At 43.4% G+C, this 26,413-nt stretch carries 27 protein-coding genes and 2 riboswitches; of the genes, 22 read left to right on the top strand and 5 right to left on the bottom strand.

Going from position 1 to position 26,413, the window contains the following annotated elements:
* Window positions 1-78 precede the first annotated feature (78 nt).
* The 8 genes from RSX31_RS19420 (at window position 79) to RSX31_RS19385 (ending at window position 8,355) form a co-directional block, all read left to right on the top strand.
* Window positions 79-1,530 (top strand): protein adenylyltransferase SelO, encoded by a 1,452-nt coding sequence (locus RSX31_RS19420; protein ID WP_148994475.1) that lies wholly within the window; start codon window positions 79-81, stop codon window positions 1,528-1,530.
* A gap of 128 nt (window positions 1,531-1,658) precedes the next feature.
* Window positions 1,659-2,231 (top strand): cysteine hydrolase family protein, encoded by a 573-nt coding sequence (locus RSX31_RS19415; protein ID WP_148994474.1) that lies wholly within the window; start codon window positions 1,659-1,661, stop codon window positions 2,229-2,231.
* A 167-nt stretch (window positions 2,232-2,398) separates the two neighbouring features.
* Window positions 2,399-3,187, top strand: a complete 789-nt coding sequence (gene thiM, locus RSX31_RS19410; RefSeq protein WP_397548111.1) for a hydroxyethylthiazole kinase — start codon at window positions 2,399-2,401, stop codon at window positions 3,185-3,187.
* A gap of 19 nt (window positions 3,188-3,206) precedes the next feature.
* Entirely contained in the window at window positions 3,207-4,019 is an 813-nt protein-coding gene (thiD, locus tag RSX31_RS19405; protein ID WP_315635720.1) for a bifunctional hydroxymethylpyrimidine kinase/phosphomethylpyrimidine kinase, read from the top strand.
* Complete coding sequence (gene thiE, locus RSX31_RS19400; RefSeq protein ID WP_397541177.1) at window positions 4,016-4,672, top strand: thiamine phosphate synthase; 657 nt, start codon at window positions 4,016-4,018, stop codon at window positions 4,670-4,672. Before thiD ends, thiE begins: the two co-directional genes overlap by 4 nt.
* A gap of 139 nt (window positions 4,673-4,811) precedes the next feature.
* Entirely contained in the window at window positions 4,812-5,435 is a 624-nt protein-coding gene (locus RSX31_RS19395; protein ID WP_315635719.1) for a TetR/AcrR family transcriptional regulator, read from the top strand.
* A gap of 2 nt (window positions 5,436-5,437) precedes the next feature.
* Entirely contained in the window at window positions 5,438-6,139 is a 702-nt protein-coding gene (locus RSX31_RS19390; protein ID WP_148994470.1) for an ABC transporter ATP-binding protein, read from the top strand.
* Window positions 6,139-8,355 (top strand): ABC transporter permease, encoded by a 2,217-nt coding sequence (locus RSX31_RS19385; RefSeq protein WP_148994469.1) that lies wholly within the window; start codon window positions 6,139-6,141, stop codon window positions 8,353-8,355. Before RSX31_RS19390 ends, RSX31_RS19385 begins: the two co-directional genes overlap by 1 nt.
* A gap of 72 nt (window positions 8,356-8,427) precedes the next feature.
* Here the strand turns inward: RSX31_RS19385 and nei are convergent, their stop codons facing one another.
* Complete coding sequence (nei, locus tag RSX31_RS19380) at window positions 8,428-9,252, bottom strand: endonuclease VIII (protein ID WP_148994468.1); 825 nt, start codon at window positions 9,250-9,252, stop codon at window positions 8,428-8,430.
* A 137-nt stretch (window positions 9,253-9,389) separates the two neighbouring features.
* A riboswitch (SAM riboswitch) is annotated at window positions 9,390-9,496 on the top strand.
* 93 nt (window positions 9,497-9,589) lie between these two features.
* Here nei and mmuP point away from each other — a divergent pair.
* Both mmuP and mmuM read left to right on the top strand, forming a co-directional pair.
* Entirely contained in the window at window positions 9,590-11,002 is a 1,413-nt protein-coding gene (gene mmuP, locus RSX31_RS19375; protein WP_148994467.1) for an S-methylmethionine permease, read from the top strand.
* Window positions 10,971-11,921 (top strand): homocysteine S-methyltransferase, encoded by a 951-nt coding sequence (mmuM, locus tag RSX31_RS19370; RefSeq protein ID WP_315635718.1) that lies wholly within the window; start codon window positions 10,971-10,973, stop codon window positions 11,919-11,921. Before mmuP ends, mmuM begins: the two co-directional genes overlap by 32 nt.
* A 71-nt stretch (window positions 11,922-11,992) precedes the next feature.
* On the opposite strand, the gene RSX31_RS19365 is transcribed toward mmuM, so the two are convergent.
* Window positions 11,993-13,345, bottom strand: coding sequence for a glucoamylase family protein (locus tag RSX31_RS19365; RefSeq protein ID WP_315635717.1), 1,353 nt, complete (start codon window positions 13,343-13,345; stop codon window positions 11,993-11,995).
* Between the two features lie 318 nt (window positions 13,346-13,663).
* Here RSX31_RS19365 and RSX31_RS19360 point away from each other — a divergent pair, with 318 nt between their 5' ends.
* Window positions 13,664-15,157: an amidase family protein gene (locus RSX31_RS19360; protein ID WP_148994464.1), complete on the top strand. Its 1,494-nt coding sequence runs from the start codon at window positions 13,664-13,666 to the stop codon at window positions 15,155-15,157.
* A gap of 55 nt (window positions 15,158-15,212) precedes the next feature.
* Here RSX31_RS19360 and RSX31_RS19355 read toward each other — a convergent pair whose 3' ends face one another.
* A complete protein-coding gene (locus RSX31_RS19355) occupies window positions 15,213-16,112 on the bottom strand; it encodes a Gfo/Idh/MocA family protein (protein ID WP_282137141.1) in 900 nt (299 codons plus the stop codon).
* Window positions 16,113-16,310: 198 nt separating this feature from the next.
* Window positions 16,311-16,414, top strand: a riboswitch (purine riboswitch).
* Between the two features lie 170 nt (window positions 16,415-16,584).
* Here RSX31_RS19355 and RSX31_RS19350 point away from each other — a divergent pair.
* The 7 genes from RSX31_RS19350 (at window position 16,585) to RSX31_RS19320 (ending at window position 22,985) form a co-directional block, all read left to right on the top strand.
* Window positions 16,585-17,454 carry a 5'-methylthioadenosine/S-adenosylhomocysteine nucleosidase gene (locus RSX31_RS19350; protein WP_148967958.1) on the top strand — a complete coding sequence of 290 codons (870 nt, stop codon included), beginning with the start codon at window positions 16,585-16,587 and terminating at the stop codon, window positions 17,452-17,454.
* A 64-nt stretch (window positions 17,455-17,518) separates the two neighbouring features.
* Window positions 17,519-18,505 (top strand): TRM11 family SAM-dependent methyltransferase, encoded by a 987-nt coding sequence (locus tag RSX31_RS19345; protein WP_315635716.1) that lies wholly within the window; start codon window positions 17,519-17,521, stop codon window positions 18,503-18,505.
* 196 nt (window positions 18,506-18,701) lie between these two features.
* Complete coding sequence (locus tag RSX31_RS19340; RefSeq protein ID WP_148967959.1) at window positions 18,702-19,535, top strand: aldo/keto reductase; 834 nt, start codon at window positions 18,702-18,704, stop codon at window positions 19,533-19,535.
* A 344-nt stretch (window positions 19,536-19,879) separates the two neighbouring features.
* On the top strand, window positions 19,880-20,911 hold the full coding sequence (locus tag RSX31_RS19335) for a fatty acid desaturase (protein WP_148994462.1): 1,032 nt from the start codon (window positions 19,880-19,882) through the stop codon (window positions 20,909-20,911).
* Between the two features lie 79 nt (window positions 20,912-20,990).
* Window positions 20,991-21,482, top strand: coding sequence for a response regulator (locus RSX31_RS19330; RefSeq protein WP_315635715.1), 492 nt, complete (start codon window positions 20,991-20,993; stop codon window positions 21,480-21,482).
* 196 nt (window positions 21,483-21,678) lie between these two features.
* Window positions 21,679-22,479 (top strand): AraC family transcriptional regulator, encoded by an 801-nt coding sequence (locus RSX31_RS19325; protein ID WP_148994460.1) that lies wholly within the window; start codon window positions 21,679-21,681, stop codon window positions 22,477-22,479.
* Between the two features lie 95 nt (window positions 22,480-22,574).
* Window positions 22,575-22,985 (top strand): DUF1761 domain-containing protein, encoded by a 411-nt coding sequence (locus RSX31_RS19320; RefSeq protein WP_148994459.1) that lies wholly within the window; start codon window positions 22,575-22,577, stop codon window positions 22,983-22,985.
* Between the two features lie 60 nt (window positions 22,986-23,045).
* On the opposite strand, the gene rluF is transcribed toward RSX31_RS19320, so the two are convergent.
* Window positions 23,046-23,753 carry a 23S rRNA pseudouridine(2604) synthase RluF gene (rluF, locus tag RSX31_RS19315; RefSeq protein WP_148994458.1) on the bottom strand — a complete coding sequence of 236 codons (708 nt, stop codon included), beginning with the start codon at window positions 23,751-23,753 and terminating at the stop codon, window positions 23,046-23,048.
* A gap of 199 nt (window positions 23,754-23,952) precedes the next feature.
* Between rluF and RSX31_RS19310 the strand changes: the two genes are divergently transcribed.
* From RSX31_RS19310 to RSX31_RS19300, 3 genes are all read left to right on the top strand, one after another.
* Window positions 23,953-24,726, top strand: coding sequence for a MerR family transcriptional regulator (locus tag RSX31_RS19310; RefSeq protein WP_315635714.1), 774 nt, complete (start codon window positions 23,953-23,955; stop codon window positions 24,724-24,726).
* Between the two features lie 85 nt (window positions 24,727-24,811).
* Window positions 24,812-24,961: a DUF3934 family protein gene (locus RSX31_RS19305; RefSeq protein WP_082051258.1), complete on the top strand. Its 150-nt coding sequence runs from the start codon at window positions 24,812-24,814 to the stop codon at window positions 24,959-24,961.
* A 250-nt stretch (window positions 24,962-25,211) separates the two neighbouring features.
* Window positions 25,212-25,412 carry a cold-shock protein gene (locus RSX31_RS19300; RefSeq protein WP_060671790.1) on the top strand — a complete coding sequence of 67 codons (201 nt, stop codon included), beginning with the start codon at window positions 25,212-25,214 and terminating at the stop codon, window positions 25,410-25,412.
* 96 nt (window positions 25,413-25,508) lie between these two features.
* On the opposite strand, the gene RSX31_RS19295 is transcribed toward RSX31_RS19300, so the two are convergent.
* On the bottom strand, window positions 25,509-25,721 hold the full coding sequence (locus RSX31_RS19295; protein WP_148994456.1) for a hypothetical protein: 213 nt from the start codon (window positions 25,719-25,721) through the stop codon (window positions 25,509-25,511).
* A gap of 318 nt (window positions 25,722-26,039) precedes the next feature.
* On the opposite strand from RSX31_RS19295, the gene RSX31_RS19290 reads away from it, so the two are divergent.
* Window positions 26,040-26,240, top strand: a complete 201-nt coding sequence (locus RSX31_RS19290; RefSeq protein WP_064094055.1) for a cold-shock protein — start codon at window positions 26,040-26,042, stop codon at window positions 26,238-26,240.
* The last annotated feature ends 173 nt before the right edge of the window (window positions 26,241-26,413 follow it).

The raw sequence follows: 26,413 nt of genomic DNA, 5'->3' as shown, positions 1-26,413 counted from the left end.
TGATGGTGACATAAAAGGGAACTACACAAAAATCATAGACGGTCTATGGTTTTTTGTTATATTTATGAAAAGGAGGAGATGACGAAAATGGGAAATCAAGCAGGTTGGAATCTCGAGAACAGCTATACAACACTTCCAAGTTCTTTTTTTACTAGACAGGATCCGACTCCTGTTCAAGCACCAAAGTTGATCGTAATGAATGAACGAGTGGCTGAGTCGCTGGGGCTGGACGCGGAGAAACTTGGGGAAGAGGTCTTAGCGGGCAACGAAATCCCGGAAGGTGCCGAACCCCTTGCTCAAAGCTATGCCGGGCATCAGTTTGGCTATTTTAATATGCTGGGAGACGGTCGTGCAGTCCTGATCGGTGAACAGATCACCCCATCAGGTGAGCGTTTTGATATCCAGCTCAAAGGGGGAGGGAGAACCCCTTATTCCCGAGGTGGGGACGGTCGCGCAGGACTTGGACCGATGCTCAGGGAGCATATCATCAGTGAAGCTATGCACGGACTTAGGATACCGACTACCCGAAGCTTGGCAGTGGTGACAACGGGAGAGCCGATTTACCGGGAAACGGAACAGCAGGGTGCGATCCTGACCCGCGTAGCGGCTAGTCATCTTCGCGTCGGTACTTTTCAGTTCGCTTCCAAATTTGGAACGGTTGAAGATCTCCGCTCACTGGCTGATTATGCAGTGGAGCGTCACTACTCCGAAGGTATGAAAGCACCGAACCGTTATCTTTACCTGTTAGAAGAAGTCATCAAGCGTCAGGCTGCACTCATTGCCAAGTGGCAAATGGTTGGGTTCATTCATGGCGTGATGAACACAGATAACATGACGATCAGCGGAGAAACCATTGATTATGGACCATGTGCTTTTATGGATACGTATGACCCGGCAACGGTATTCAGCTCCATTGATACCGGGGGGCGTTACGCCTACGGAAATCAGCCTCAAATTGCCGGTTGGAACCTTGCCCGATTTGCTGAAAGCCTTTTGCCTATTCTTCACAATGAACAAGAAGAGTCGCTGAAGCTTGCCCAGGATGCTGTAATGGAATTTCCTAAGCTGTATGAAGCTCACTGGCTCGACGGAATGAGAGGGAAGCTAGGTATTTTCAATGAAGAAGATGGGGACGAATCCCTTGCACAAGATCTCTTAAGTTTAATGAAAAAGAATCGTACGGACTATACAAATACATTCCGTTCATTAACAAATGAAGAAGAGATCGATCTGTTTAAAAATCCGGAATTTGTTCAATGGAAAGAACGCTGGGAAGAAAGACTTAACAGGCAAGAAGAATCGAAAGAAGCAACTCATCAGTTAATGCGAAAGCACAATCCAGCGGTGATTCCCCGGAATCACCGTGTGGAGGAAGCGTTGGAAGCTGCAGTGGAAAGCAATGATTACAAGGTTATGGAGCGTTTACTTGAGGTTCTGGAAAAACCTTACCAATTATCGACAGAACAGTGCGAGTACACGAAACTCCCGGAACCATCTGCTCGTCCTTACCGAACGTATTGCGGTACATGAAGAATGAACCTGTAACAGGAAGCCAAACGGTTTCCTGTTTTTTTTGAGTATAAGAGGAGTTTCTCACTGATAAGTCGAACCTATTTAAAGATAGATGAGGAGAAAATGGGGATAAAGGGGTTTTTCTATTGAACCAAGCATTGCTCGTAATTGATGCCCAGCAGGAATTAATCGAAGGAAATGAAGGTGAACAAGCTGTATTCCAAAAGGAGGGGCTTATTGAAAACATTAATCGGGTCATCCAAAAGGCAACCGAAGCAGGTGCTCATCTCGTCTTTATACGGGATAAGGATGTCAGTGGCGGGGAAGGTGATGGATTTCAGGTTCACAGGGATATCCATGTTCCGGACAATAGCGCTGTGTATGATAAATTAGCAACCAATTCGTTTTATGGTACGCCATTACTAAGCTTTTTAAAAGACAAAAAGGTCGAACATGTCGTAATCATGGGATGTCAAACGGAATATTGTATCGACACCGCTGTTCGGTATGCAACGGTTAATGGATTTGACGTAACCCTGGTAGCAGATGGTCACTCGACAAAGGATTCACCCGTGTTAAAGGCTGAACAGATTATCAAGCATCACAACAAGGCTTTGAATGGTCATTATAATGTGGATCATTTCTCCGACGTCAGACAATCTGATGAAGAGGTGTTTCAGCCTAAGCATGATTTTTATCGGGAGAAATACGGAATGTAGAATAAGAAAAGCCCATTTTGTCTGGCAGAAAGCAGATGGAATGGGCTTTTTTTGTTCCCGAATTGAAGCGTTTTTCTCATTTGGATTCAACCCTGATATGCTATAGTTGTAGCATATCAGGGCAGGTCCCGTCTTTCTTTCATAATGACAAAGGAGGAACAATGAGAATGTATGATTTAGTTCAGAAAGTACGAGAAGAAAATCCATTAGTACATAATATAACGAACGTAGTGGTCACGAATTTTAAGGCCAATGGTTTGCTGGCTATCGGGGCATCCCCGGTGATGGCCTATGCGAAAGAAGAAGTAGGGGATATGGCGAAGTTGGCAGGGGCCCTTGTCCTTAACATTGGGACCTTATCGACAGACATCATCGATAGCATGATCATCGCTGGAAAAGCGGCAAATCAAAAAGGGATACCTGTTATTTTGGACCCGGTTGGGGCAGGGGCAACTTTATTCCGCACCGAGATGGCAAGGAAAATCCTACATGAAGTAAACGTCTCCATCTTAAGAGGGAATGCAGCCGAAGTGGCTCATGTTGCAGGAGAACAATGGTCAATCAAAGGTGTAGACGCCGGTTCGGATGGGGGAGACACGGTGGAATTAGCCCAGAAGGTGGCGGCACAATTGGATTGTACCGTTGTCATAACCGGGAAAACAGATATCATCTCAAACCTGCAAGGGACCTATTCAGTAGCGAATGGTCATCCGATCTTAACGAAGGTCACCGGGACGGGCTGTTTATTATCTTCGGTCATCGGTGCGTTTGCAGCCATTGAGAAAGATCCATTAAAAGCTGCTGTAACGGCAGTCGCCATTTATGGAATAGCTGCAGAAAAAGCAGCACGTGTTACTTCTGAAAAAGGTCCGGGAAGTTTTCAAATTGAATTCATCGATCAACTTTCCTCCATTCGTGAAGAAGATGCTGCACATGCAAAAGTAGAGAGAATCTAAGGGGAAGGGTGTTTGTATCATGACTGTATATAAGGCATTGACGATAGCGGGTTCAGATAGCGGCGGAGGAGCCGGCATTCAGGCAGATATAAAAACATTCCAGGAGCTTGGTTCGTATGGGATGTCGGTCATCACTGCCGTAACCGCCCAAAACACATTAGGCGTGCAAGGCGTGTATCCAGTTTCCATGGAAGGAATCGTTCAGCAATTGGATGCGATTGGTCAAGACCTTGGACCCCATGCGTCAAAAACGGGCATGCTGCATTCCGGAGAAGTCATTGAGGCGGTAAGTGAACGAATCATTCATTATGGCTGGGAGAATGTTGTGCTGGATCCTGTCATGATTGCAAAAGGTGGAGCTGAACTTTTACAAGATGAAGCCATTCGGGCATTAAAGGAACAATTAATACCGCTTTCTGCTGTCATTACTCCTAATTTACCTGAAGCAGAAGTCATCACAGGGATAAAGATTGAAACACTGGACGATCGAAAAGATGCCTCAAAGATGCTGATTGAAATGGGTGCCAAATCAGTCGTCATAAAAGGTGGACATGCCGATGGCGAGCAGGTGATAGACCTCTTTTATGATGGAACTACGTTAGAGGAAATGGTCTCACCAAGAATCGAGACATCTCATACCCATGGTACAGGATGCACCTTCTCCGCTGCGATCACTGCTCAATTGGCTAATGGAATGGACATCCGGGAAGCGGTCAAGACGGCTAAAGCGTTTATCCGGGCAGCCATTGAAAACCCGCTCGGTATTGGAAATGGTCATGGTCCGACGAATCATTGGGCATACAATAAGAGGACAATAGGTGAAAGTAAATGATGTATAAACGAGAACAATTAGTGGATTTTCTTACTCTTTATTTTATTATGGGGAGTACAAACTGTCTGAAAGATCCGGTCCGTGTGTTAGAAAAGGCAATAGAAGGTGGGATAACCCTCTTTCAATTCCGGGAAAAAGGCTTGGGTGCCTTAGAAGGACAGGGAAAGATGAAACTTGCTGAAAAACTGCAGAAGGTATGTAAGGACGCCGGGATCCCTTTTATCATCAATGACGATGTGGAATTAGCTTTAGCCATTGAGGCTGATGGGGTTCATATCGGTCAGGAAGATGAAAGGGCAAGTATAGTACGGGAAAAAATCGGTCATAAATGGCTTGGGGTTTCCACTCATACACTTGCCGAAGCGCAGCAGGCGATTGCCGATGGGGCGGATTACTTAGGACTTGGTCCCATCTATCCCACCCTTTCAAAAGACGATACAGTCAAAATTCACGGCTTGGACATCATTAAAAGCTTTCGAATAAACGATATTCCTATCCCGATTGTAGGGATTGGAGGCATCAGTTCAATGAATGCCAAAGAAGTCATTGATGCTGGTGCGGACGGAATATCGGTGATCTCAGCCATATCAGGTGCTGAAAACATCACAGAAGCGGCGAGAGAATTGAAGAGAGCCGTTCGTCCCGCCAGATAAATATGAAACCAGGTCTGCCCCAACGCGTTAGCTCAGTGAACGTGTTGGGGCAGGCCTTATTTGACATTCAATAAAATACCAATTAAAATATGAATAGATTCATAAATGAATTCGTTCACTTTTTGGGAGGAACAACAATATGGCAGGATTACGAGAAGATAAAAAACGGCAAACACAGCAGAACATTATGGAAGCGGCGAAACATATTTTTTCTGAGAAGGGATACAAACAGGCATCGATGGCTGAAATTGCAAAGGATGCAGGGGTAGGAACCGGAACCATTTATAATTATTTTCCTTCTAAGGGATCATTGCTGCTCCGCATTTTTTCAGAAAAAGCCGAGGAGATGAAGGGGGCACTCGATGATCCATACGAGGATGAAGGTGATTTAGTGCAGAGTGTGATTGGAGCCATGCACGGGTTTGCGGAGTTTTTCCAGCACTATCCGAAAGCGTTTTGGCGTGAGCTTTTTCACGTGATGACGGAGGAAGTGGAGGAAAGTATTCGACTGAGGCAGGGGTTATTCGGCATCGATGAAGAGATGATGAAATGGATCATGTTTATGATCGAAAGCCATTCTGGTTGTTTTCTCGTCAAGGTTGACCCACAGGAAGCGGCCTATGCCATCTATAGTGCAGCCATGTCGGATACGATGTTTTACATGTATAACGAATCCATGAATCACGAAGAGTACAAGGAACAACTATCGAGGCATATACGATTTTTATTTGAAGGGAAAATAAAATCGGGAAAGAAGGAATGAAGATGAGTATCTTGAGAATCAATGGAGTCCATAAAACCTTTCAGAGCGGCCAAACCACCTTTCAAGCCCTGACGGATATTCACATACAAGTGGAGAAAGGGGAAATTGTCGTCATTCTCGGTCCTTCCGGTTCGGGGAAATCCACCTTGTTGAATGCCATTGGCGGCATTGATGGGATTGATTCCGGGAGTATCAAGATCAATGAGAAGGATATCACCAAGTTAAATGATCGTCATCTCGTGGATTATAGAAGGGAAGACGTTGGATTTGTCTTTCAAATGTATAATCTGATCCCTAATTTAACGGTCTATGAAAATATCGAATTGACGGCGAATATCAGTCGGGAGGCATTGTCTATTCCAGAGGTGATTGATGCCGTTGGATTGTCGGGGATGGAGGATCGCTTTCCACGGGAATTAAGCGGCGGACAGCAGCAGCGTGTATCGATTGCACGTGCTGTCGTTAAAGCTCCGAAACTATTATTATGTGACGAACCGACGGGGGCTTTGGATTCCGGTACATCGAAAGAAATTTTGCATCTGATTGAGAAAGTGAATAAAGAGTTTAACACGACAGTCCTCATCATTACACATAATCAGGCGATTAAAAGCATGGCGAACCGGGTCATCACACTTAAGGATGGTAAAATCGAATCCGACTTTGTCAATGAACATCCAACCTCTGCTGAAGGGGTTGAGTGGTGATGCCTCTTCGAAAAAAACTCTTTCGGACCATTATGGAAAAAAAGGCGCAGTTTTTTTCTGCGTGGTTTCTGATTGTGATCAGCTCCATTGTATTTTACTCGTTTACCGCAGCTGGAGCGAATCTCATTGATAATTTACAGATGTTTTTTAAGGAGAATAAGGTTGAAGATGCTCAATTCATTACACAAGAGCCTTTGAAAGATATCAAAGGGATTGAAAAACAGAATGGGGCAGAAATTGAGGAGAGGTATGTAGCAGATGTTCCATACAGTAAAGATACGACACTCAGGATGTTGGATGCCACTGACGATGTTAATCTCCATTCTGTCGTTGAAGGTGAAAACCTGTCCTCGGAGCGGGATATATTAGTGGATAAAGGTTTTGCCAACGCACATGACATTTCGATTGGGCACGAGGTTGAACTGGAAGGGGAAACGTTCCGAGTTGCAGGATACATGGCGATCCCTGATTACATCTATCCATTAAAGGAAGAATCGGGCTTCCTGAAAAATCCTGATGCATTCGGTGTCGCGGTCGTGAAACAATCTGTTCTATCAAAATGGGAAGACCATCAGGTTTACTATAGTGTCCACCTTTCAGATGCCTCCCCAGAAGAGCTGAAGAAGCAAGTCAATCAAACGAATCAGATCATTAAATGGACAGATAAAAAAGATAATAATCGCATTTCCTTCATCAAAGGGGATATTGCCGGTGTCAAGAAGATGGGACAATTTCTTCCGATAGGCATTTTGTTCATTAGTATGGTGATCATTCTCATATTATTATGGCGTTTAATGAAAAAGGAATATGTTCAAATCGGTACATTGTATGCCCTTGGCTACAGGAAAAGGGAAATTATCCTTCATTATCTCTCCTATGCCGGGATTCTTGCCATATCAGGAAGTGTCGTGGGTACGATCCTTGGCTGGGTATGCTTGCATCCATTGCTATCAACTTTTGCGGCTTATTATAATCTGCCTGTATTGGAAGTGAAACCACATGTGGGTTATTTGCTTACGAGCTTATTGTTACCACTTGTTCTGTTCATCCCGTTAACCTATTATTTGGTTCAACGTGTCTTGATGATCCCACCCGTAAGTTTAATAAAAGGTGGAGAAAGAAAGGTGAAAGTAAGCAGGTTGGAGCGGTTATTTAAACTGAAGAAGCTGCCGTTCCGCCGGAAGTTCGTGATTCGGGAAATCATGCGCAACCTTCCAAGAGCGCTCTTTTTGATCATCGGTGTAATGTTTGCCTCGTTATTATTGTTGTTCGGCTTCGTCACCAAGAATTCGATGGAGTACCTGGTGACCGATAATTTTCAACAAGTGTACGACTATGAGTATAGCTATCTATTCAAAGCTCCACAGACTGACCATCCTGAATCGGGACAGATCGGAGCTGTGGCCCCATTTACCACAGATAAGGAGAGTTTGTCGATTACAGGCCTGAAACCGGATAATACAGCCATTCGATTAGAGGACTCTAGCGGTGAAAAGCTCAAGTTCAATTCAGTCATCATGAATAAGTCCCTCTCAGATAAATTAGGGATTCAAGAAGGTGATTCGATTCATGTGACAAATGAACTGACGGATAAATCCTTTACCCTCACCATTGATCACATCGCAGTATCGTATCTCGGAAGTATGATCTATATGCCTCTAGAGGAATTCAACCAATTAAATGACTATCCTTCAGGAAGTTATACAGAGATTTATTCAAACAAAGAACTCACGCTACCGAAAGAAAAGATCGTTTCGACAACCAAAACATCCGATACGATTGACGGATTCAATGAAATGATCAAGCCGTTGAACTATGGGGTAGCAGCGATTGCCTTTGTTGCTGCCATCATTGCTGTCATCATCATCTATATACTGATTTCATTATTAATTGAGGAAAATTCATTTAAAATTTCACTCATGAAAGTCATCGGTTATCGGGAGAAATCAATCATGAACATGATGATCGGCTACAATATTTGGTTTATCATCCTTGGATTTGTAATAGGAATACCCGTAACGCTCCTATCAATTTCAGCCTTTATGAATTCAATCACCTCAGAGATGAATGTGACGATTCCCGTAAAGTTGGATTGGATGAGTGTCCTCATCAGTTTTATCATCATCATCGCATCATATCATGTATCCCTATGGCTGAATCATCGGAAGTTGAAAGGGATTTCTATGAACGAAGCGATTAACCGGAGTTCGGAATAGAAACTGTAGTTTGACGTTAAACCGATAAAAGGGTACCAGGCATTAAGAATGCCACGTACCCTTTTATCGTTATCATTCGATTCCCTGACAAACCGGACAATAGTACAGCCTTCTTGAAGCCGCCACCGTCTTCTCGATTTCACTTCCACAATTGAAGCAAGATCCACCTTCCCGGTTAAAGACCCAGTGACGATAACGTGAACGCTTCACTCCTTGGCCTTTCATTTTCTGTGCTAGGTCGAGATCATTGGTGATCCCACCAGTCTCATACGATTGTCTCACTAAATCCTTGATGCTATGTGCAGCTTTCTTCAATTGCTTCTCTGTGCAGTCGACTGGCCTGAGAGAAGGATGTATGCCAGCGAAAAACATGATTTCAGATCGCAAATAATTTCCGATTCCGGCTACGAAACCTTGATCCAGCAATAGAATCGACCATTTGCGGTTTCGGAATCGTTTGTCCTTCATCCGTTCCATCAGCTCATCTACTGATACCTCTTCGCTTAAAAGATCAGGTCCTACTTTTGAGACGAATGGGTGCCCGGGCACTTCTTCGTCACGAAGAACCTCTATATCAGATGCACTATAGAGAAGTGCCGATTTATTCTCATTATGTATGGCCAATCGGAGCTGGCGGTTTGTTTTCGGGTAGTTATATGTGTTTCTGATATACCATTTCCCGTAAAGCTGATTGTGGGAGTAGATGGTGTACCCATTGTCAAAGCGGATGAGCATGGCTTTTCCCTTCGTATCGACCCTTGTCACGATCGACCCCATTAGCAGATCCCCGTAGTCTTCTAAATGAAGGAAGGCAAAATAAATATCTTCCACGGTTTTATTTTTTAGAGCACGCTCTACTTCATCTGCAGCTCTTCTGATTTCCGGACCTTCTGGCATGGCAGTTTCTCCTTTTTTAGTATAGTTGTTCCCTTTTTTCTTCCTAAAGTAACATTCGGATAGGCTGGGCTACTCATCTATTTCATGGTCTTGACATTATTCCAATATATTGATAGAGTTTTAAAAAATCTACATATTTCTTATCCAGAGAGGTGGAGGGACTGGCCCTTTGAAGCCTCAGCAACAGGTCTGTGAAGATACTGTGCTAATTCCAGCGGGTGATTCAAACCCTGATAGATAGGAGCAATCTTTTATTTGTCGGTGACGCACTCGTTCAGGGTGCGTTTTTTGTTTGTCTACCCATTCCACAATATATTTAGAAGGAAGGGTGTTTTTGATGGAAAACGCAGGACAGAGTTTTAAAAGAGCGATGAAGACACGTCATTTAGTGATGCTGTCTCTTGGGGGGGTGATCGGAACCGGGCTTTTCTTGAGTTCGGGGTATACGATTCATCAGGCAGGACCATTCGGGACGATCCTTTCTTATTTGGTTGGGGCGCTGGTGGTGTATCTTGTGATGCTTTGTTTAGGTGAACTTTCTGTCCATATGCCGGAAACAGGATCCTTTCATAGTTATGCTGCAAAGTTCATTGGACCTGGGACCGGGTACACGGTGGGCTGGTTATATTGGCTGACATGGACAGTGGCATTGGGGTCGGAGTTTACGGCGGCTGGCTTGATGATGCAGCGTTGGTTTCCTTCGATTAGTGTATGGATCTGGAGCGCGGTCTTTGCTGCGTTGATTTTTGTGCTTAATACGTTGTCGGTGCGGTTTTTTGCTGAATCTGAATTTTGGTTTTCTATAGTAAAAGTGATTGCAATCGTTGCGTTTATTGTGATCGGGGCAGGGGCGATCGTCGGGTTCATCTCTCTCAGTCATTCAGAGCCCGCTCCGTTTTTCTCGAATATCACAAGTTCAGGGTTGTTTCCGAATGGGGCATTTGCCATCTTGATGACCATGCTTGCCGTCAATTTTGCCTTTTCAGGAACAGAATTGATCGGGGTTGCGGCGGGAGAAACAGAGAATCCATCCAAATCGATTCCTAAAGCCATCCGCACCACGCTTGTGAGATTGATCATCTTTTATGTAGGGACGATTATCGTATTATCCGCTTTATTACCGAGCCAGTCAGCCGGTGTATTGGAAAGTCCTTTCGTAGCGGTGCTTGGTCGGATTGGAATCCCGTATGCCGCCGATATCATGAATTTTGTGATCATAACGGCCATTTTATCAGCGGCAAACTCCGGTCTGTATGCTTCCTCCAGAATGCTATGGTCGCTCTCAGATAAGCAAATGATCTCACCGGTTTTTGCCAAATTGACTGATCGGGGAGTCCCTCTCAATGCGATAGTTTGCAGCATGCTGGGAGGGGGGCTGGCATTGCTTTCAAGCATCATTGCACCGGGGACGGTCTACATCGTAATGGTGTCGGTCTCTGGCCTTGCGGTAGTAATCGTGTGGATGAGCATTAGTGCTGCCCAATTTCTATTTCGAAGACAGTACATAAGGGAGGGAAACGATGTGAAAGACTTGACTTATCGGACGCCGCTCTACCCACTCGTTCCCATTGCGTCATTTCTGCTTTGTCTAGCTTCTTGTATCGGCATTGCCTTTGATCCCACTCAGAGGATAGCCCTTTATTGCGGAATCCCATTTATCGCCCTTTGCTATGGAAGCTATTATCTAACACAATACGTAAAGAAAAGAGGAAGAGGTTATGTCGAATCAACTGAAGCTAAATCCCATTGATGCTATTTTACAAATAGATTCCCAACTGATTTTAGATGGAGCATTAGCCACAGAGCTGGAATCCCATGGCTTTGATTTAAACGATCCCCTTTGGTCTGCCCGTATACTCCTCGAAAAACCGGAAGCGATTGAGAAGGTTCATGCTGATTATTTCCGTGCAGGAGCCGATTGTGCGATTACAGCCAGCTACCAGGCAACGGTGGATGGTTTTCGAAAGCGAGGAATAGAGAAACCTGAAGCTCTGGAATTAATCAAGAAAACGGTTACTCTTGCCAAAGAAGCCCGGGATGACTTCTGGAAGGAAGAGAAGGGAAATTCGAATCGGCCGAAGCCAATCGTTGCAGGTTCTGTAGGACCTTACGGGGCATACCTTGCCGACGGCTCTGAATACGTGGGGAACTATGGAGTAAGTGATCAACAGTTAGCAGATTTCCATTTTCCGAGAATCCAGGCATTAGTGGAGGCGGGAGCTGATTTGTTGGCGTTTGAGACCATCCCGTCCTTGCAGGAAGCAAAGGTACTAGCTTCACTTCTGAAAGAATTTCACGATACCTGCGCCTGGCTGTCTTTTTCATTAAAGGATGGAGAGACGATAAGTGATGGAACGGGGATTGAAGAGTGCGCGCGTGTGTTCAATGACGATGAACAAATCGCTGCAATTGGTGTGAATTGTGCACCGATACCTGCGGCCGAGAAGGCGATAAGCGTATTAAGCAGAAACACTGACAAACCAATCATCGCGTACCCGAACTCAGGTGAGACTTACAATGCCGGGACCAAAACGTGGCATGGAAAGAAAGGGTGTTGCGCGTTTGATGAGGAATCAGTAATTTGGTACGAGGCAGGTGCCCGTATCATGGGTGGTTGCTGCCGGACGGATCCGGGTCATATTGAGGCGTTGGCGAAGAGGTGGAGGTAGGCAGTAACACTTAAAATACAAAAAGCCCAAGTAATACATCCACTTGGGCTTTTGTATTATTATCGCTACTATTATTTAATAGAAAACGTCTCTTTAATCAGCAAGTCCTCAGGTGATTCCCCGATCTGATCTTGGTGGAAGTAATCTCTGATGACTCCATCCTTTAAATAGTTGACGATTGAGACCATTGTCATACCTTGATCTAAAGCGAGGTAGGCTTGTGTCACTTCTCCCGTTTCCACATTGACTGAAGCAAGGAAGCCATATTTACCATACATATCGAAACGTTTCAACGCATGGATGTTTTTGAATGCTTCCATCGGTGCGTATTCAAGTGCCAGGAATGTGGCATGTGGAGTGACAGTGCCATCTGACTTATAGCCGTCCATACCCAGAGGTGTAGCGGCAAATTCTGAATAATTATCCGGTGTGGCTGCTGGTGACATGCCCCAGGCTGCATACCCTTGCTCTTTAGCATATTGAATCTGGATGTCTACATGACGCTTATTGTTCAAGCCGAGTGCGTTCTTCCCGAGTTCTTTTTCCTTCAGTACAAGCTGTGGCATCAATGCTTCAAACATGCTTCCTCCCCAGCTTGGTACATATTTAGTGCCCTTGTAGCTGTAATGTCCTTCGAAGACATCTACGCCGTCATATGTTTCTGTATATCCTTCAGGAATTTGAGCCTGCCAATCCCAGCTTTCTGGCATGGTGCGGAACATTCTCCACCAGTGCTCTTCAGGTACGTCCTCTTTCCCGATCGCGATGTAGCTTGCCACACGTGGTTCCGTATAAAAGGCACCGTAATGGTGAGAAGTATAGCTCTCGGTTGCTACATCATATCCGCCACGCATTTGTCCTACTTCCGGGGTGTAAAGAGTGGAATAATCCATGTCCTCTACTAATGCGTGAGTTTCTTCATAGAGTTCCGGATACGCTTGTCCAACTACAATGAGACCAGCAGACAGCCATCCATTATCTACAGTTGAGATGAATTGACCCCAATCCGTCATAAGCGTTGCATCTTCTGTATAGTACCAGTTGTAAAATAACCCGTTCCATTTTTCCATGTCTTTTAATGAACTCAACGTCTTTCCGATGTTTGTCACGGCTTCTTCACGTGAGATCAGGCCGACTTCCTCAGCTGAAATCGTACTCATCATATACATCGCAATGTTCGTAGGAGAGGTGAATTTCTGGGCATTGATCTCCCCGTTATCCATACGGACGGCATCATAAGTGAGTCCCGTTTTTTCATCTGTAAAATCCTCGAAGTATCGATAGGTATTCTTTGAAATCGCTTTCAATTGTTTGGATAAAGCAATCTCTTTTCCTTTGGTTGTGTGATTTGCAGAAGCCGAAGCAGGGAGTGTGGCGCTGACGATAAGCAATAAAGCTAAAAGCAATGAAAAATATTTCTTCACATTTGACACTTCCTTTCATTTTGGTGAAACGTTTCGATTAAAAGTATACAAGAGTGATCAATAGACGTATATCACTCAATAGTAACAATTATCTGAAAATAACACGTCCGTATGTGACTTCTTTTTTGAGTCTTTTATACCAGTATCCGTCGGCAGGTAAACTCTAAATACAGACGCTGCCACCAAATCTAATGTGCTACTGCATTGGGTGACTACCTTCTTTTTTTTTGTCAACAGTGTTATTGATTTCTATTAAAAAAAGGATATTTTCCCATTATGTAGAAAGTCATAGAAACATAGTCATTAGGGGTGAGCAGGATGCAGGGGTTTCATTATAAAAACTACGACGGTTTAGGGCTCGCAGAGTTAGTGAAGAAAAAAGAAGTTCATCCTAAAGAATTGGTTGAAGAAGCCATTAAAATAACAGAAGCCCACAATCCGAAGTTGAACGCAGTGATTCACAAAATGTATGAACAGGCGAGGGAGGTTGCAGACAAAGAGCTTACTGGAACATTCGCCGGTGTACCGATGCTATTGAAAAATATCACTCAGGAAATAGAAGGGGAGCCTATGACAGCAGGTTCAAGATCACTTCGAACCTATCGAGCGAAGACAGATGCAGAGTACACCAGGAGATTGCGTGAAACAGGTGTGGTCATTCTGGGGCAAACGAATGTGCCTGAATTTGCTTTAGTGGCTGTTACAGAGCCTTCACATCACGGTGCGACAAGAAATCCGTGGAATTTGGATTATACGCCTGGAGGTTCAAGTGGCGGTTCAGCCGCTGCGGTAGCATCCGGCATTGTTCCGATCGCGGGTGCCAACGATGGTGGGGGATCTATCAGAATCCCGGCTGCTTATTGCGGGTTATTTGGTTTGAAACCAACCAGGGGAAGAACACCTGTTGGTCCAACCTACGGAAGAACATGGCAAGGTGCCTCTGTTGAGCATGTTTTAACCCGGTCGGTCAGGGATAGCGCTGCCATGCTGGATGAATTAACAACATATGAAAAGTCTGCGGCTTTCTATGCCCCGCCATTTGAAGGGAGCTACATGGAAGCATCGCAAACTCCGATAGGCAAGAAATTAAGGATTGCCTATTCCAAAGATTCTCCCATAGGTACTGAAGTTCATCCTGAGTGCGAAAAGGCTGTTGTGAAGGCTGCTAAATTACTAGATTCCATGGGTCACTATGTGGAAGAAAGAGAGGTGCCGGTGGATGGACATAAGATGGCAAGAAGTTTTTTAACCATGTATTTTGGTGAAACAGCTGCATTGTTAACTTCGTTAGAAGAAGTGCTGGGACGAAAAGCTACTTACACTGATGTGGAACCCTCCACCTGGCTCCTGGGTTTGATTGGAAAGGCCACCCCTGCTGAAGAATTCATTCTGAGTATTAGGGAGTGGGATAAAGCAGCTTATCAAATGGAAACATTTCATGAAACGTATGATTTCTACCTTACTCCTACAACGGCTTTTCCCCCAGCCAAGATAGGAGAACTGGAACCGACCTCCTCAGAGAAATTCTTGATTAGTTCAATAGGGAAATTGGGACTCAGGAGACTATTGAAAAAGATTGGGATCGTTGATCAGATAGCGCAGAAGAATCTGATGCGTACCCCTTTTACACAGTTGGCCAATTTAACAGGACAGCCGGCCATGTCACTCCCGATACATCAAACCTCTGGAGGGCTGCCGGTCGGAGTCCAGGTGATGGCAGCAAAAGGCAGAGAGGATTTACTGTTGCAATTGGCTGGAGAGATTGAGAAGTCTGAGCATTGGTTGAAAATAGAGAAAAACCCTTTGTTTTAAAAAGGGGGAGGGGGACAGGGGCATTCCATGTCCCCTTCTCCCTCTGTCTGTCCTACTATTCAATCATCCCGACAATCCTCTCACAAATCTCATGGGTAACCAGTGAATCCTCAATCGATGGGTCAGGGGTTTTACCGTTTTCCACACAGTCTATGAAATGATCCACTAAATCATAAAACCCACGCTTATATAAAGTAGGCTCCCAATCTCCAAATGAAGAAAGGCTGACTTCTTTATTATGATAATGAGTCGTTTCAACGAGACTGTTGACGACATATTTATGATGGCCTGCCGAGTACTCGATGATTTCTTCCGTCACACCGCCGTCCCGGTTCATGATTCCGATTGAGGTGCACTCCTCACCGATGAGCTGGACGACTAAGTGATGGAGCATGTCATCTTTTATTAAATACTGAACCTTTACATCCTGGACCTCTGTATCCATTAAGAATCGCAGAGTATCTACAACATGGATGAAATCTTCTACGACGAACCTTCTGGCGTAATCAGGTAGGGCATATCTGTTTTTTTGGATAAGAAGGAAGCTCGGTTTGCCTTGTTCTTTAAGTTCTCTCACTTTTGGTATGAATCGTCTGTTAAAACCGACCATGGCGATTTTGCCCCTTTCTTTTGCGAGCTGGACGATTCTTTCGGTTTCGTGAATACTCAAGGAAATCGGCTTGTCTATGTAAACGTTGATGCCATTCTGTAGTAGTTTTTCCGTTATTTCAAAGTGGGCTTCGGTAGCTGTACTTACAAATGCTGCGTCAATATTGGTAGCAATCAGTTCTTCCACACTGTGAACCTTTTCCTGGATCCGATATTTAGTTGCAAGAGCATTTAGAGTTTCGGCATTCCTTGTGCAAAGCACGAGTTCGATTCCTTCTTTTTCAGAGAGAACTGGCAGGTAGGCTTTCTTGGAGATATCCCCCAGTCCGATAAGTCCGATCTTCATGTTTTTCACCCCATTGTTTTTTTTTGAGTAACATTCTTTCATTATATTATTCTCTATTTATATATCAAATCTAAGAGTGATCAAGATGCTGGTTATGTTGGGAGGGAATCACTAAAACACGAACATTAAATCTAATTGATTGAATAAAATTCGTATTTTAGGTTGATTATTTAAATGGAGTTTGTTATATTAACACTGTACTAATTACATATCGTTACTCGTATATCCTCGGTAATATGGTCTGAGTGTTTCTACCTGGTTCCCATTATAAGAACTGGACTACGAGTTGAAGTATTCGGTTTTTCGGTTTTTTGCCGTTGCCATTTTGTGATGGGCATTCACGTCATATCACGTATACTTTAACTTCGAAGGTCTGGAAAGTAGAAACCACTCTACATGTTCTAGATCTTTTTCTTTTGGGCAAAACAGCGAGATATCACCATCAAGAAAAAACGAAAAAGGAGAGATTTTGATGAAAAAGAAACTGGCTTTATTTGTATCATTATCCGTACTCGCATTATCCTTATTAACTGGATGCAGTTCCACTTCACAGACTGCAGCTAAGGAAGAAAGGGCAGAGAGACCCATTATGATTCAAGGTCCAATGCCGATTGAAGCAGAAAAGTTTGCAGGGAAATTAGAAAATGTGAAAGAAGAAAAATCGGGATCATTTGTTTTTTACATAGGAACGCTTGATGATTATCCTGTCATTGTTGCCAAAACAGGTAAAGGGATGGAAAACACGGCAGCGGCTACTGCGGTAGCCATTGAGAAGTACGATCCGATCGCCATCATCAACCAAGGAACATCAGGTGGACATGACCCTGAACTAAATGTATTTGATATCGTATTAGGAGAAAGAACCGTTAACCTGGGTTCATTGAAAACAGCTGACAAAGCCGATAGCGAAGGAATTGATCCAACCGTCTGGAAGCCGATGGACTTAATGGCTTCTGAAGGCAGTGCAGGTGAAGACCCAAATGCTGAGAAAATCCGATACTACGATGGAGACGAGGACTTACTTGAAGCTGCCAAAGCAGTAAAGGATACTTATACCGATGGAAAGATCGTCGAAGGTACCATCGGTTCTGCCGATGTGTGGAATAATGAAGTGGACCGCATTCAATGGTTCCATGAGAAATACGGTACTTCTGTAGAGGAAATGGAAGGGGCAGCAGCAGCACAGATTGCAGGTGCATATGATGTAGCGTTCCTGGGAATCCGTGTATTGTCGAATAACAAGACTAATGGTGGAGCATACAACCCGGAAACCGCATCAGCGAATCAGGAGTATGTCTATGAAGTAGTGAAAGAATATATTTCCGTGATGGAAGATAAATAATATTGAGGGACCCGACCTTAGGTGCATGAATGCGATGGCATGCCCGGGGTCAGGTCTTTTTTTTATGTTACAATGGTCTAATGCAACACAACATTTTTATCATCACACGGAGTTGATCACAATAGAAATGAAAAAATATATCTATCATTATTCATGGGAACCGAACGAAGAATCCCTATGTGCCTTGGAAAGAAGAGTATTCTTTGGAAAAAGCGCTGAATCTAGCATTCTGGAAAGTTCAGTGAAAATAGATCCCAGCAGAAGTCCTTTTATTCGAGAGAGAATCGAAATTATCTGCGAAGGTAATGGATTTGAAGAACTGCTTGAAGAAATAGAAAAATTAGAAGCACTTGATGGATTCAAAGTCGTTTTTGTTCAAAATCTGGATGCGGAAAGAGTAGGCTTTAAAAAGCTTCGCAGGATTGAAAAAGAAGTTGGAATGCATCTGAAAGGTGAAGCGGAGTTAGTCGATCCAGAGATTTGGTTCGGGGTGATGAAAACCAATGATCGTTGGGTGTTTGGCAAGTATGTGAGAAACGAAGCGGTTTGGCTGCACCATGTGAAAAAGCCACACAGCTATTCGACGGCCCTCAGCACTCGTGTGGCTAGAGCCGTCGCGAATATCGCAGCACCGAATCCTGAAGGAATCAAAATGATCGACCCTTGCTGCGGAATAGGGACGGTCCTTGTGGAGGCACTATCCATGGGAATCGATATCGTCGGGAGTGACCGCAATCCTTTGATCCTCGATGGAGTGAAAGAGAATATCGCTCATTTTGGATACAAAGGGGATGTCTCATTAAAGGATATTAACGACGTAACTGGTCACTATGATGTAGCTGTAATCGACCTTCCCTACAATCTATGTTCGGTGATAACAGATGAAGAACAGCTTGAAATGCTCCGCAGTGCAAGGCGTTTTGCGGAAAAGGCCGTGATTGTCACCTTGGAAGATGTGGACGCCAACATTGAAAAAGCGGGTTTTGAAATTGTGGATCGCTGTGAAGTGAGTAAAGGAAGATTTGTCCGGCAGATCCTGGTCTGCAAATGATAGAGAATGGAGAGAGTGTGGAGAGTTGTTTCCATGCTCTTTTTTTATGGGAGCTCTAAGAAGCCTCTATTCAGGAACTTTGAAGTGCCTATCCCACAAAAAAGTACCTACTTTTCAATCTCTCTTCCATCGTCCATACTATATCCATGTTCTTCTCATGAGGACAATTCATTTTATGAAAAAGGAGAGTGTAGGTATGAGCGTCAAATCTATCACTTTAAATAATAATATAAAAATGCCGGAAATGGGATATGGGGTTTTCCGTGTGGATGACGGCCCGAAGCTTGCACGGGCAATACAGACAGCGATCAAAATGGGGTATCGCAGTATCGATACAGCAGCGATTTATGGAAATGAAGAGAGTGTCGGCAAGGGCATCAATAAAGCGATTGAAGCTGGACTTGTGACCCGGGAGGAACTGTTTGTCACTTCAAAAGTTTGGAATGACGGCCTATCATACGATGAAACGATAGCGGCTTACGAAGAAAGCTTAGAGAAAATGGGGCTCGACTATCTGGATCTTTATCTGATTCACTGGCCTGGAAAAGAGAAGTACATGGAGTCCTGGAAAGCTCTTGAATCCCTTTATAAAAATGGAAGGATCAAAGCGATCGGTGTAAGTAACTTCCAAGTTCATCACTTGGAACACTTACTCGAAGGTGCTGAAATCACGCCGGTTATTAACCAGATTGAATTCCATCCCAAGCTGATTCAAACGGAAGTGAGAGATTACTGCCGCAAGCACAATATTCAAGTTGAAGCGTGGTCTCCGCTTATGAATGCAGAGCTTCTAAACAATGAAACCATTAAAGGGATTGCTCGGTCCTATGGTAAATCACCCGCTCAAGTGATACTACGCTGGGACCTCCAACACGGAGTCATCACAATTCCAAAGTCTATGACGGAGTCCAGAATTCAAGAAAACATTTCTATATATGATTTTGAATTAACTTCTGAGCAAATGAACCAATTAGATGCATTAAATGAAGACTTCCGCAGTGGCCCGGATCCTGATGAGTTCGATTTTTAATGAGTGAATTGTACAAAGGAGGAAGACCTGAAGAAAAACTTTGGGCCTTCCTCTTTATTTTATCTGTAGCTGATACAAGAGTATTGAAGACCTTTTTTATAAAACCTCTCTAAAAAATCCCCCAAACAAGAATATTTTTCTAATCAAAAAAAATAATATAACCAATTGGAAACGTGGAAAAAATATTGTGAATCCAGCAATATCAACGGTTTGGGCAATTATGGGCTCATGACAAATTCTCCCTTATGACATTTGTCATACCCAGCATATGACACCTACTACTAACACGATGATATCGCTTATCCTATAATGAATCCAACGCCTTAAATGAAGGGAATTATGACATGACAAATATAAAAACGTTGAAAAAAGAAGTTGCTCCTTTTGAAAAGTCTACAACAAAGGAAAGTGTATGGCAGATCATCAACACGCTGGGTCCATTCTTTCTATTATGGTTTCTTGCGTATCAAAGCCTTTCAGTATCTTACTGGCTGGCACTCGTTCCAATCGTGATCGCTGCAGGATTCTTAACACGAATCTTCATTATCTTTCATGATTGTACCCATTTCTCTTTCTTTAAAAGCCGTCGTGTAAACCGAATCGTCGGAACAGCCATGGGTGTGTTGACGCTATTCCCGTTCGATCAGTGGGGACATGATCATGCCGTCCATCACGCGACAAGCGGGAACCTGGATAAGCGTGGAACAGGTGACATCTGGACGCTGACGATTGATGAATATTTAGCAGCACCTCTTAAGATTCGTTTAGCGTATCGCTTTTATCGCAATCCGTTCGTTATGTTTGTATTAGGACCGATTTATGTATTCCTTCTTAAAAATAGATTTAACCGTAAAAATGCACGTAAGAAAGAACGTAATAACACGTATTTAGTGAACGTGATCATCGTGTCTCTTATCGCACTTCTATGTGTAACACTGGGCTGGCAGGAATTCCTGCTTGTACAAGGGTCTATCTTTATGGTTTCAGGATCGATCGGTATTTGGTTGTTCTACGTTCAGCATACGTTCGAAGACTCGTATTTCGAAGAAGACAAAGAATGGCAATATGTGTTGGCGGCTGTTGAAGGAAGCTCATTCTATAAACTTCCAAAAATCATGCAGTTCCTGACAGGTAACATCGGCTATCACCATATTCACCATCTAAGTCCGAGAGTACCGAACTACAAACTGGAAGAAGCACATAAAAACTCAGAGCCATTACAAAAAGTACCAACAATCTCACTTCTGACAAGCTTAAAATCATTGCGATTCAAGCTTTGGGATGAAGAAAACAAAACGTTTGTAAGCTTTAGAGGCATTAAGTCCCTGGATAAGTCAAAATCAAGAATTTCAACTGAAGCCAAACCTGAATTATAACCCTGACCGACTCTCCTTATCAACGCTTCATATAAGGGGAGTCTTTACTTGATAAGGCCTTTAAAAGGAGTGAACCTACATGATTCGAATCGTCATTGCAGAGGATCAGGAATTATTACGTGGAACCCTGACCTCCATCCTCAACCTGGAAGAAGACATGGAAGTAGTCGGCCAGGTAAAGGATGGGCAAGAAGCACTCGCCCTTGTCCACCAATTGAAACCAGACCTCTTTATCATGGATATTGAAATGCTCGAGAGGGACGGACCTCTGGAAGCTGTGAAGATAGTGGGATGTCATCTGCTTGTTTTGACGACATTTCCGAAAAAGGGATATTTAGAGCGGGCTCAACAATTCGATGCAGGCGGATACTTACTAAAGGACAGTCCAAGTGAAGAGCTGACTTCCTCGATTCGCAGCATAGTGGAGGGGGAGCGGGTTTATTCTCCTAAGTTAACCGAAGAGGATGAGGAGTCTCAGGAGTCTGGTTCATTCCACATTCCCCACCCGCCAGGCCCGGTGAAGAACTATTTCACTATGATTATGGATAAGATGAAGTCACCAGCAGGGTGAGTTTGAGGGGTCTGTCTCCCATGCGGTTTACGCAGTGGGGGGCAGACCCCTTTTTCAATTTACATGCTTGAGTTAAATCACAGCTTTTGAAATAATTGGTGTGAGCAATAGGGCTCTCTTTGTTAAAGAAAAGGAGAGCCATACGTTTCTACTAAAGCAAGAGGTAATCCTGTACATAAAAGGTGAGATCTGTGTTATGAAATTTGAGGTCAGAAAGCCTGATAAGAATTTGAGACCGTGGATTGAATGCTACTGGAATGTAGAGTTGCACACGGGGACGGAAGACAAGACTGAATTAATCCTGCCCAACGGAAAGGTTGAAATGATTTTTGCACTTGAAGGAAACTATAAAGTGATGAATCGGAGAACCCGCAGCGTAAACCAATCTTGGTTGTCGGGGTGTCACTATGAACCTTTAGAAATCAATTACCGGGGGAAATCAAACTTAATTGGCATACGTTTTTATCCACACGGGATTTTTCCTTTTTTAGAGATCCCCATTGGTGAAACGGTCAACCAGGTAGATTCCCTCCATTCCATTTGGGGAGTTTTTCAGGAGGAAATGTATGAAGCCCTTTGCATGGTAAAAGAAAACGCAGAGATATATCCCCTTTTAGATCAGTTCTTGATTAGAAAAATATCTGAAAAGAAAACAAAACAATTTAAAGTCATCACAGGTATAGTAAATCAGCTGAAAATGAATCCCAATCAATCGATTCCAACATTGGCGGCTTCCTTAGGTTTTACTCAAAGACACCTTACGAGGATCTTTCATGATCACACAGGTGTGAATCCGAAGCTGCTGGCTCAGGTATACAGGTTTGAGAAAGCCTATTCATCTCTCTATTCCCATTCTCATAACGAAGTGGCAGATTTGATTTCTAAGTTGGGGTATTATGATCAGTCTCACTTCAATAAAGAGTTTAAACGGTTTTCCGGTATGACACCTGGAGAGTATAAAAGAAGGGCATCCGGTTCTGAGAATTTTCTTTCATAAAAACATGTCCATTTTTTACAATACATTTCCTCGCCGTGTACCTATAATGGGTGAAGGTCATACATTATGTGCAGGAAGGAAGAGGAAAAAAGAATATGCTAGCTCAATCAGCTGAATCCATTAACTACTTAGCGGTATTTGTGGCAGCACTATCTTCCTTTGTAATAGGAGGTTTATGGTATTCCCTCCTATTCGGGAAAGCTTGGATGGTGGAAAACAATTTTGACGAAGAAGACATGAAGAACGGTCACATGGGGAAAATCTTCGGTGGTGCATTTATCCTATCACTTATTATTTCGATTGTATTGGTGCTGTTTTTAGGTCCGGACAGAAACGGGATGATCGGAGCTTCTGCAGGGTTCACAGCAGGGCTTTTCTGGGTGGCGACCGCGATGGGTATCACGTATTTATTTGAAAGGAAATCAATTAAACTTTTCTTCATAAATGCCGGGTATCATGTTGTGACCTTTACGTTGATGGGTTTCATATTAGGGATATGGAGATAGGTTTACACAAGTAAAAACCGGACCCACCATACGTAACGTATGGTAGGTCCGGTTGAATGATTACCATTCCTTCGGTTCATAATCCAAATCCTGAAACAATCGCGTCTTCTCTTTCTTAGAAAGGTCGCGCCATTGTCCCACAGGCAGATTCCCCAGTTGAATATTCATGATGCGCGTGCGCTGCAGTCTGTAGACCTCATATCCAAGGGCCTCACACATACGGCGGATCTGCCGATTCAACCCTTGAGTCAACGTGATTTGGAAAACGTATTTTGACACCTGCTCCACTTTACAAGGCAGGGTTTTCGTTCCAAGAATCTTAACGCCCTCTGACATCTGCTTTAAGAAATCCTCTGAAATCGGACGGTCAACAGTGACAATGTATTCTTTCTCGTGCTGATTTTCCGCACGGAGGATTTCATTGACGATATCCCCGTCGTTCGTCAGAAGAATCAAGCCATCTGAATCTTTGTCCAGTCGTCCAATATTGAAAATTCGCAGTGGATGATTGACGAGATCCACAATATTCCCCTTGACACCCTTTTCAGTTGTACTTGTAATCCCAACAGGTTTATTTAGTGCAATATACACATTATTTCTTGCTACCCGCACAGGAGCTCCGCTAACTTTCACATCATCCCCGGGATTCACTTGATCGCCAATCTTCGCGATCTTCCCGTTGATGGTCACTCTTCCTTCGGTAATCAATTTATCTGCACCGCGTCTGGATGCCTTTCCAGCCTCGCTTATATACTTATTGATACGCATGCTCAACACAACCTTAAACTGATAATTAATAATCTAAGAATATCGGACTGGCACTTTATTTTCAAGGGATTCCCCTAAATAGATCCCGTGCAGGCGGGCTATCCTATGAAAGATAAATAACGCGAACTTTTTTTCAAATTCCCACTTTACATTTACGCAGCGTCAACCTGTAAAGTAAGAATTGTCAGGAGGTGACATCATGGAATATACCGTCAAGAAACTTGGAGAGATTGCTGGGGTGAGCACGAGGGCCCTGCGCTATTATGATGAAATTGAGCTTCTGAAGCCGGCCAGGACCAATTCGTCAGGATACCGGATTTACGGGCAGAAGGAAGTCGATCGCCTGCAGCAGATCCTCTTTTACAAAGAACTGGGTGTAGGACTGGATGAGATCAAGGATATTCTTGATGATCCTGCCTTTGACGCAACCCATGCCTTACGGGAACACCGGGAAACCTTAATGGCCAGACGCGCGCAGCTTGATCAATTGATTGCAAATGTAGATAAAACATTACGTGTAAAGGAAGGGAGAATCACCATGTCGGATAAAGAAAAGTTTGAAGGGTTCAAGGAGAAAATGGTGGAAGAAAATGAGAAAAAGTACGGGGAAGAAGTGCGGGGGAAATACGGCGACAAGGCAGTGGACGAATCCAACGCCAGAGTCATGAACATGTCTCAGGAAGACCATGAAAAGATCACTGCACTAGAGCAGGAAATTAAACAAACCTTAGGGGAAGCATTTCAAACTGGGAATCCCGCAAGCGACGCTGCCCAGAAAGCGGCTGACCTCCATAGGCAGTGGATTTCGTTCTACTGGGGGCATTACAGTAAAGAAGCCCATGCAGGCCTTGCTCAGATGTATGTGGATGATGATCGGTTCAAGGCTTATTATGACGCTGAGCAAGACGGTGTAGCCGAGTTCTTGCGGGATGCGATTCACATCTATACAGGACAGGAAAAAGAAGTGGAATAAACAAGAAGTACTCTCATCCGCCGATAAGTGTTATGATATGGAGACGAACGTGAAAGAACGAACCTTATCATAACGGAGTGAAAAAATGAGTAAACCAAAGAAAAAGAGCGGAACGGGCCAAGGCACTGGAAAGAAAGGCTGGAATCGCTGGCAGGCCGGAGCGAATAAGAAAAAGAGCAACAAGCCTTATACAAGTAAAGGCGTGAAGCATGGGAGTAAGCAGGAAGATAAGTAGTCATATGTAAGTCCATTTCCTTTTGGGGAAGTGGACTTTTTTTATAGGAGGTTTAAGGAGTTTATGAGTGCGTCTTAAACAAACTTATAAAAAGCATTTGCTATTTTTACGATTTCCTGTTATTCTAAGAAAGAATTATTTTTGTTCGGTCTGTAAGGAATGAAAGTATTTAAACTTTTCGCCTTTGATATCTAATTGAGCAATAATAGTAATAAATCGTGGATTCGAGTCCACACAGGAGGAAACACACATGCAAGAAGGTACAGTAAAATGGTTTAACGCAGAAAAAGGTTTCGGTTTCATCGAAATCGAAGGTGGAGAAGATGTATTCGTACATTTCTCAGCTATCCAAGGCGAAGGATTTAAATCTTTAGACGAAGGTCAAAAAGTTACATTTGACACTGAGCAAGGTCAACGTGGACTTCAAGCGACTAACGTAAACAAAGCGTAATAGCTTTATGATGAAGGACTCTCTCGTAGAGTCCTTTTTTTATTTGTCAAAAAAAAGGAGGTGCCTGTCGAACAAGTAGCAGGCAGCCCTCCACAATTATGTTAACGCATACTTGATGATTCCTTGAATGTAAACAGATGTTTCATTCTGAGCACATTCCCTGATTTTGATTTTCCCTTCTTTTTCTAACTCATTTGCCAGATTTTCAATGGTTTGCGCTTCTTCTTTTGACGTCATAGGAATGTCAATTGAAAAGAAGTTTCCGCGGCTGGCTTGATTTAAACTTTTTAATAATCCAATTTTATTCATTGGGTCATCCCCTTTATCTCTTACTTTCGACACAAGGATGGTTTTCTCCTTTACTGATGGAGAGTTTAAGGGTAAATATTCAAAGGTTTTTTAAAGTGAGCCGCCTGAGTTAAATGATGAAGGAAGTGGGAAGATCATTGGTTTGTGAAGAATATAGGAATAGATTTGCTTTTTCTCAGGTTATCTGTTATTCTAAATAAGAATTATTTTTGTTCGGTCTGTAAGGAAAGAAAGTATTTAAACTTTTCGCCTTTGATATCTAATTGAGCAACGATAGTAATAAATCGTGGATTCAAGTCCACACAGGAGGAAACAATTATGCAACAAGGTACAGTAAAATGGTTTAACGCAGAAAAAGGTTTCGGTTTCATCGAAATCGAAGGTGGAGAAGATGTATTCGTACATTTCTCAGCTATCCAAGGCGAAGGATTTAAATCTTTAGACGAAGGTCAAAAAGTTACATTTGACACTGAGCAAGGTCAACGTGGACTTCAAGCGACTAACGTAAACAAAGCGTAATAGCTTTTGATGAAGGGACTCTCTCGGAGGGTCCTTTTTTTATTGTTGGGGAATAGATATTAGTGGGGATTATTAGGGAGGCTGAACGATCCGCCTCCGCTTTAGGTGACATCCAGCTCCGGCGGCTAGAGGCTCGAGGTCATAAGTCAAACATGCCAAAAAGGCAAAGAGCG

The organism is Rossellomorea yichunensis, assembly GCF_032337515.1.
Lineage (GTDB): Bacteria > Bacillota > Bacilli > Bacillales > Bacillaceae_B > Rossellomorea > Rossellomorea yichunensis.
This window is presented reverse-complemented; position numbering and strand designations above follow the sequence as displayed.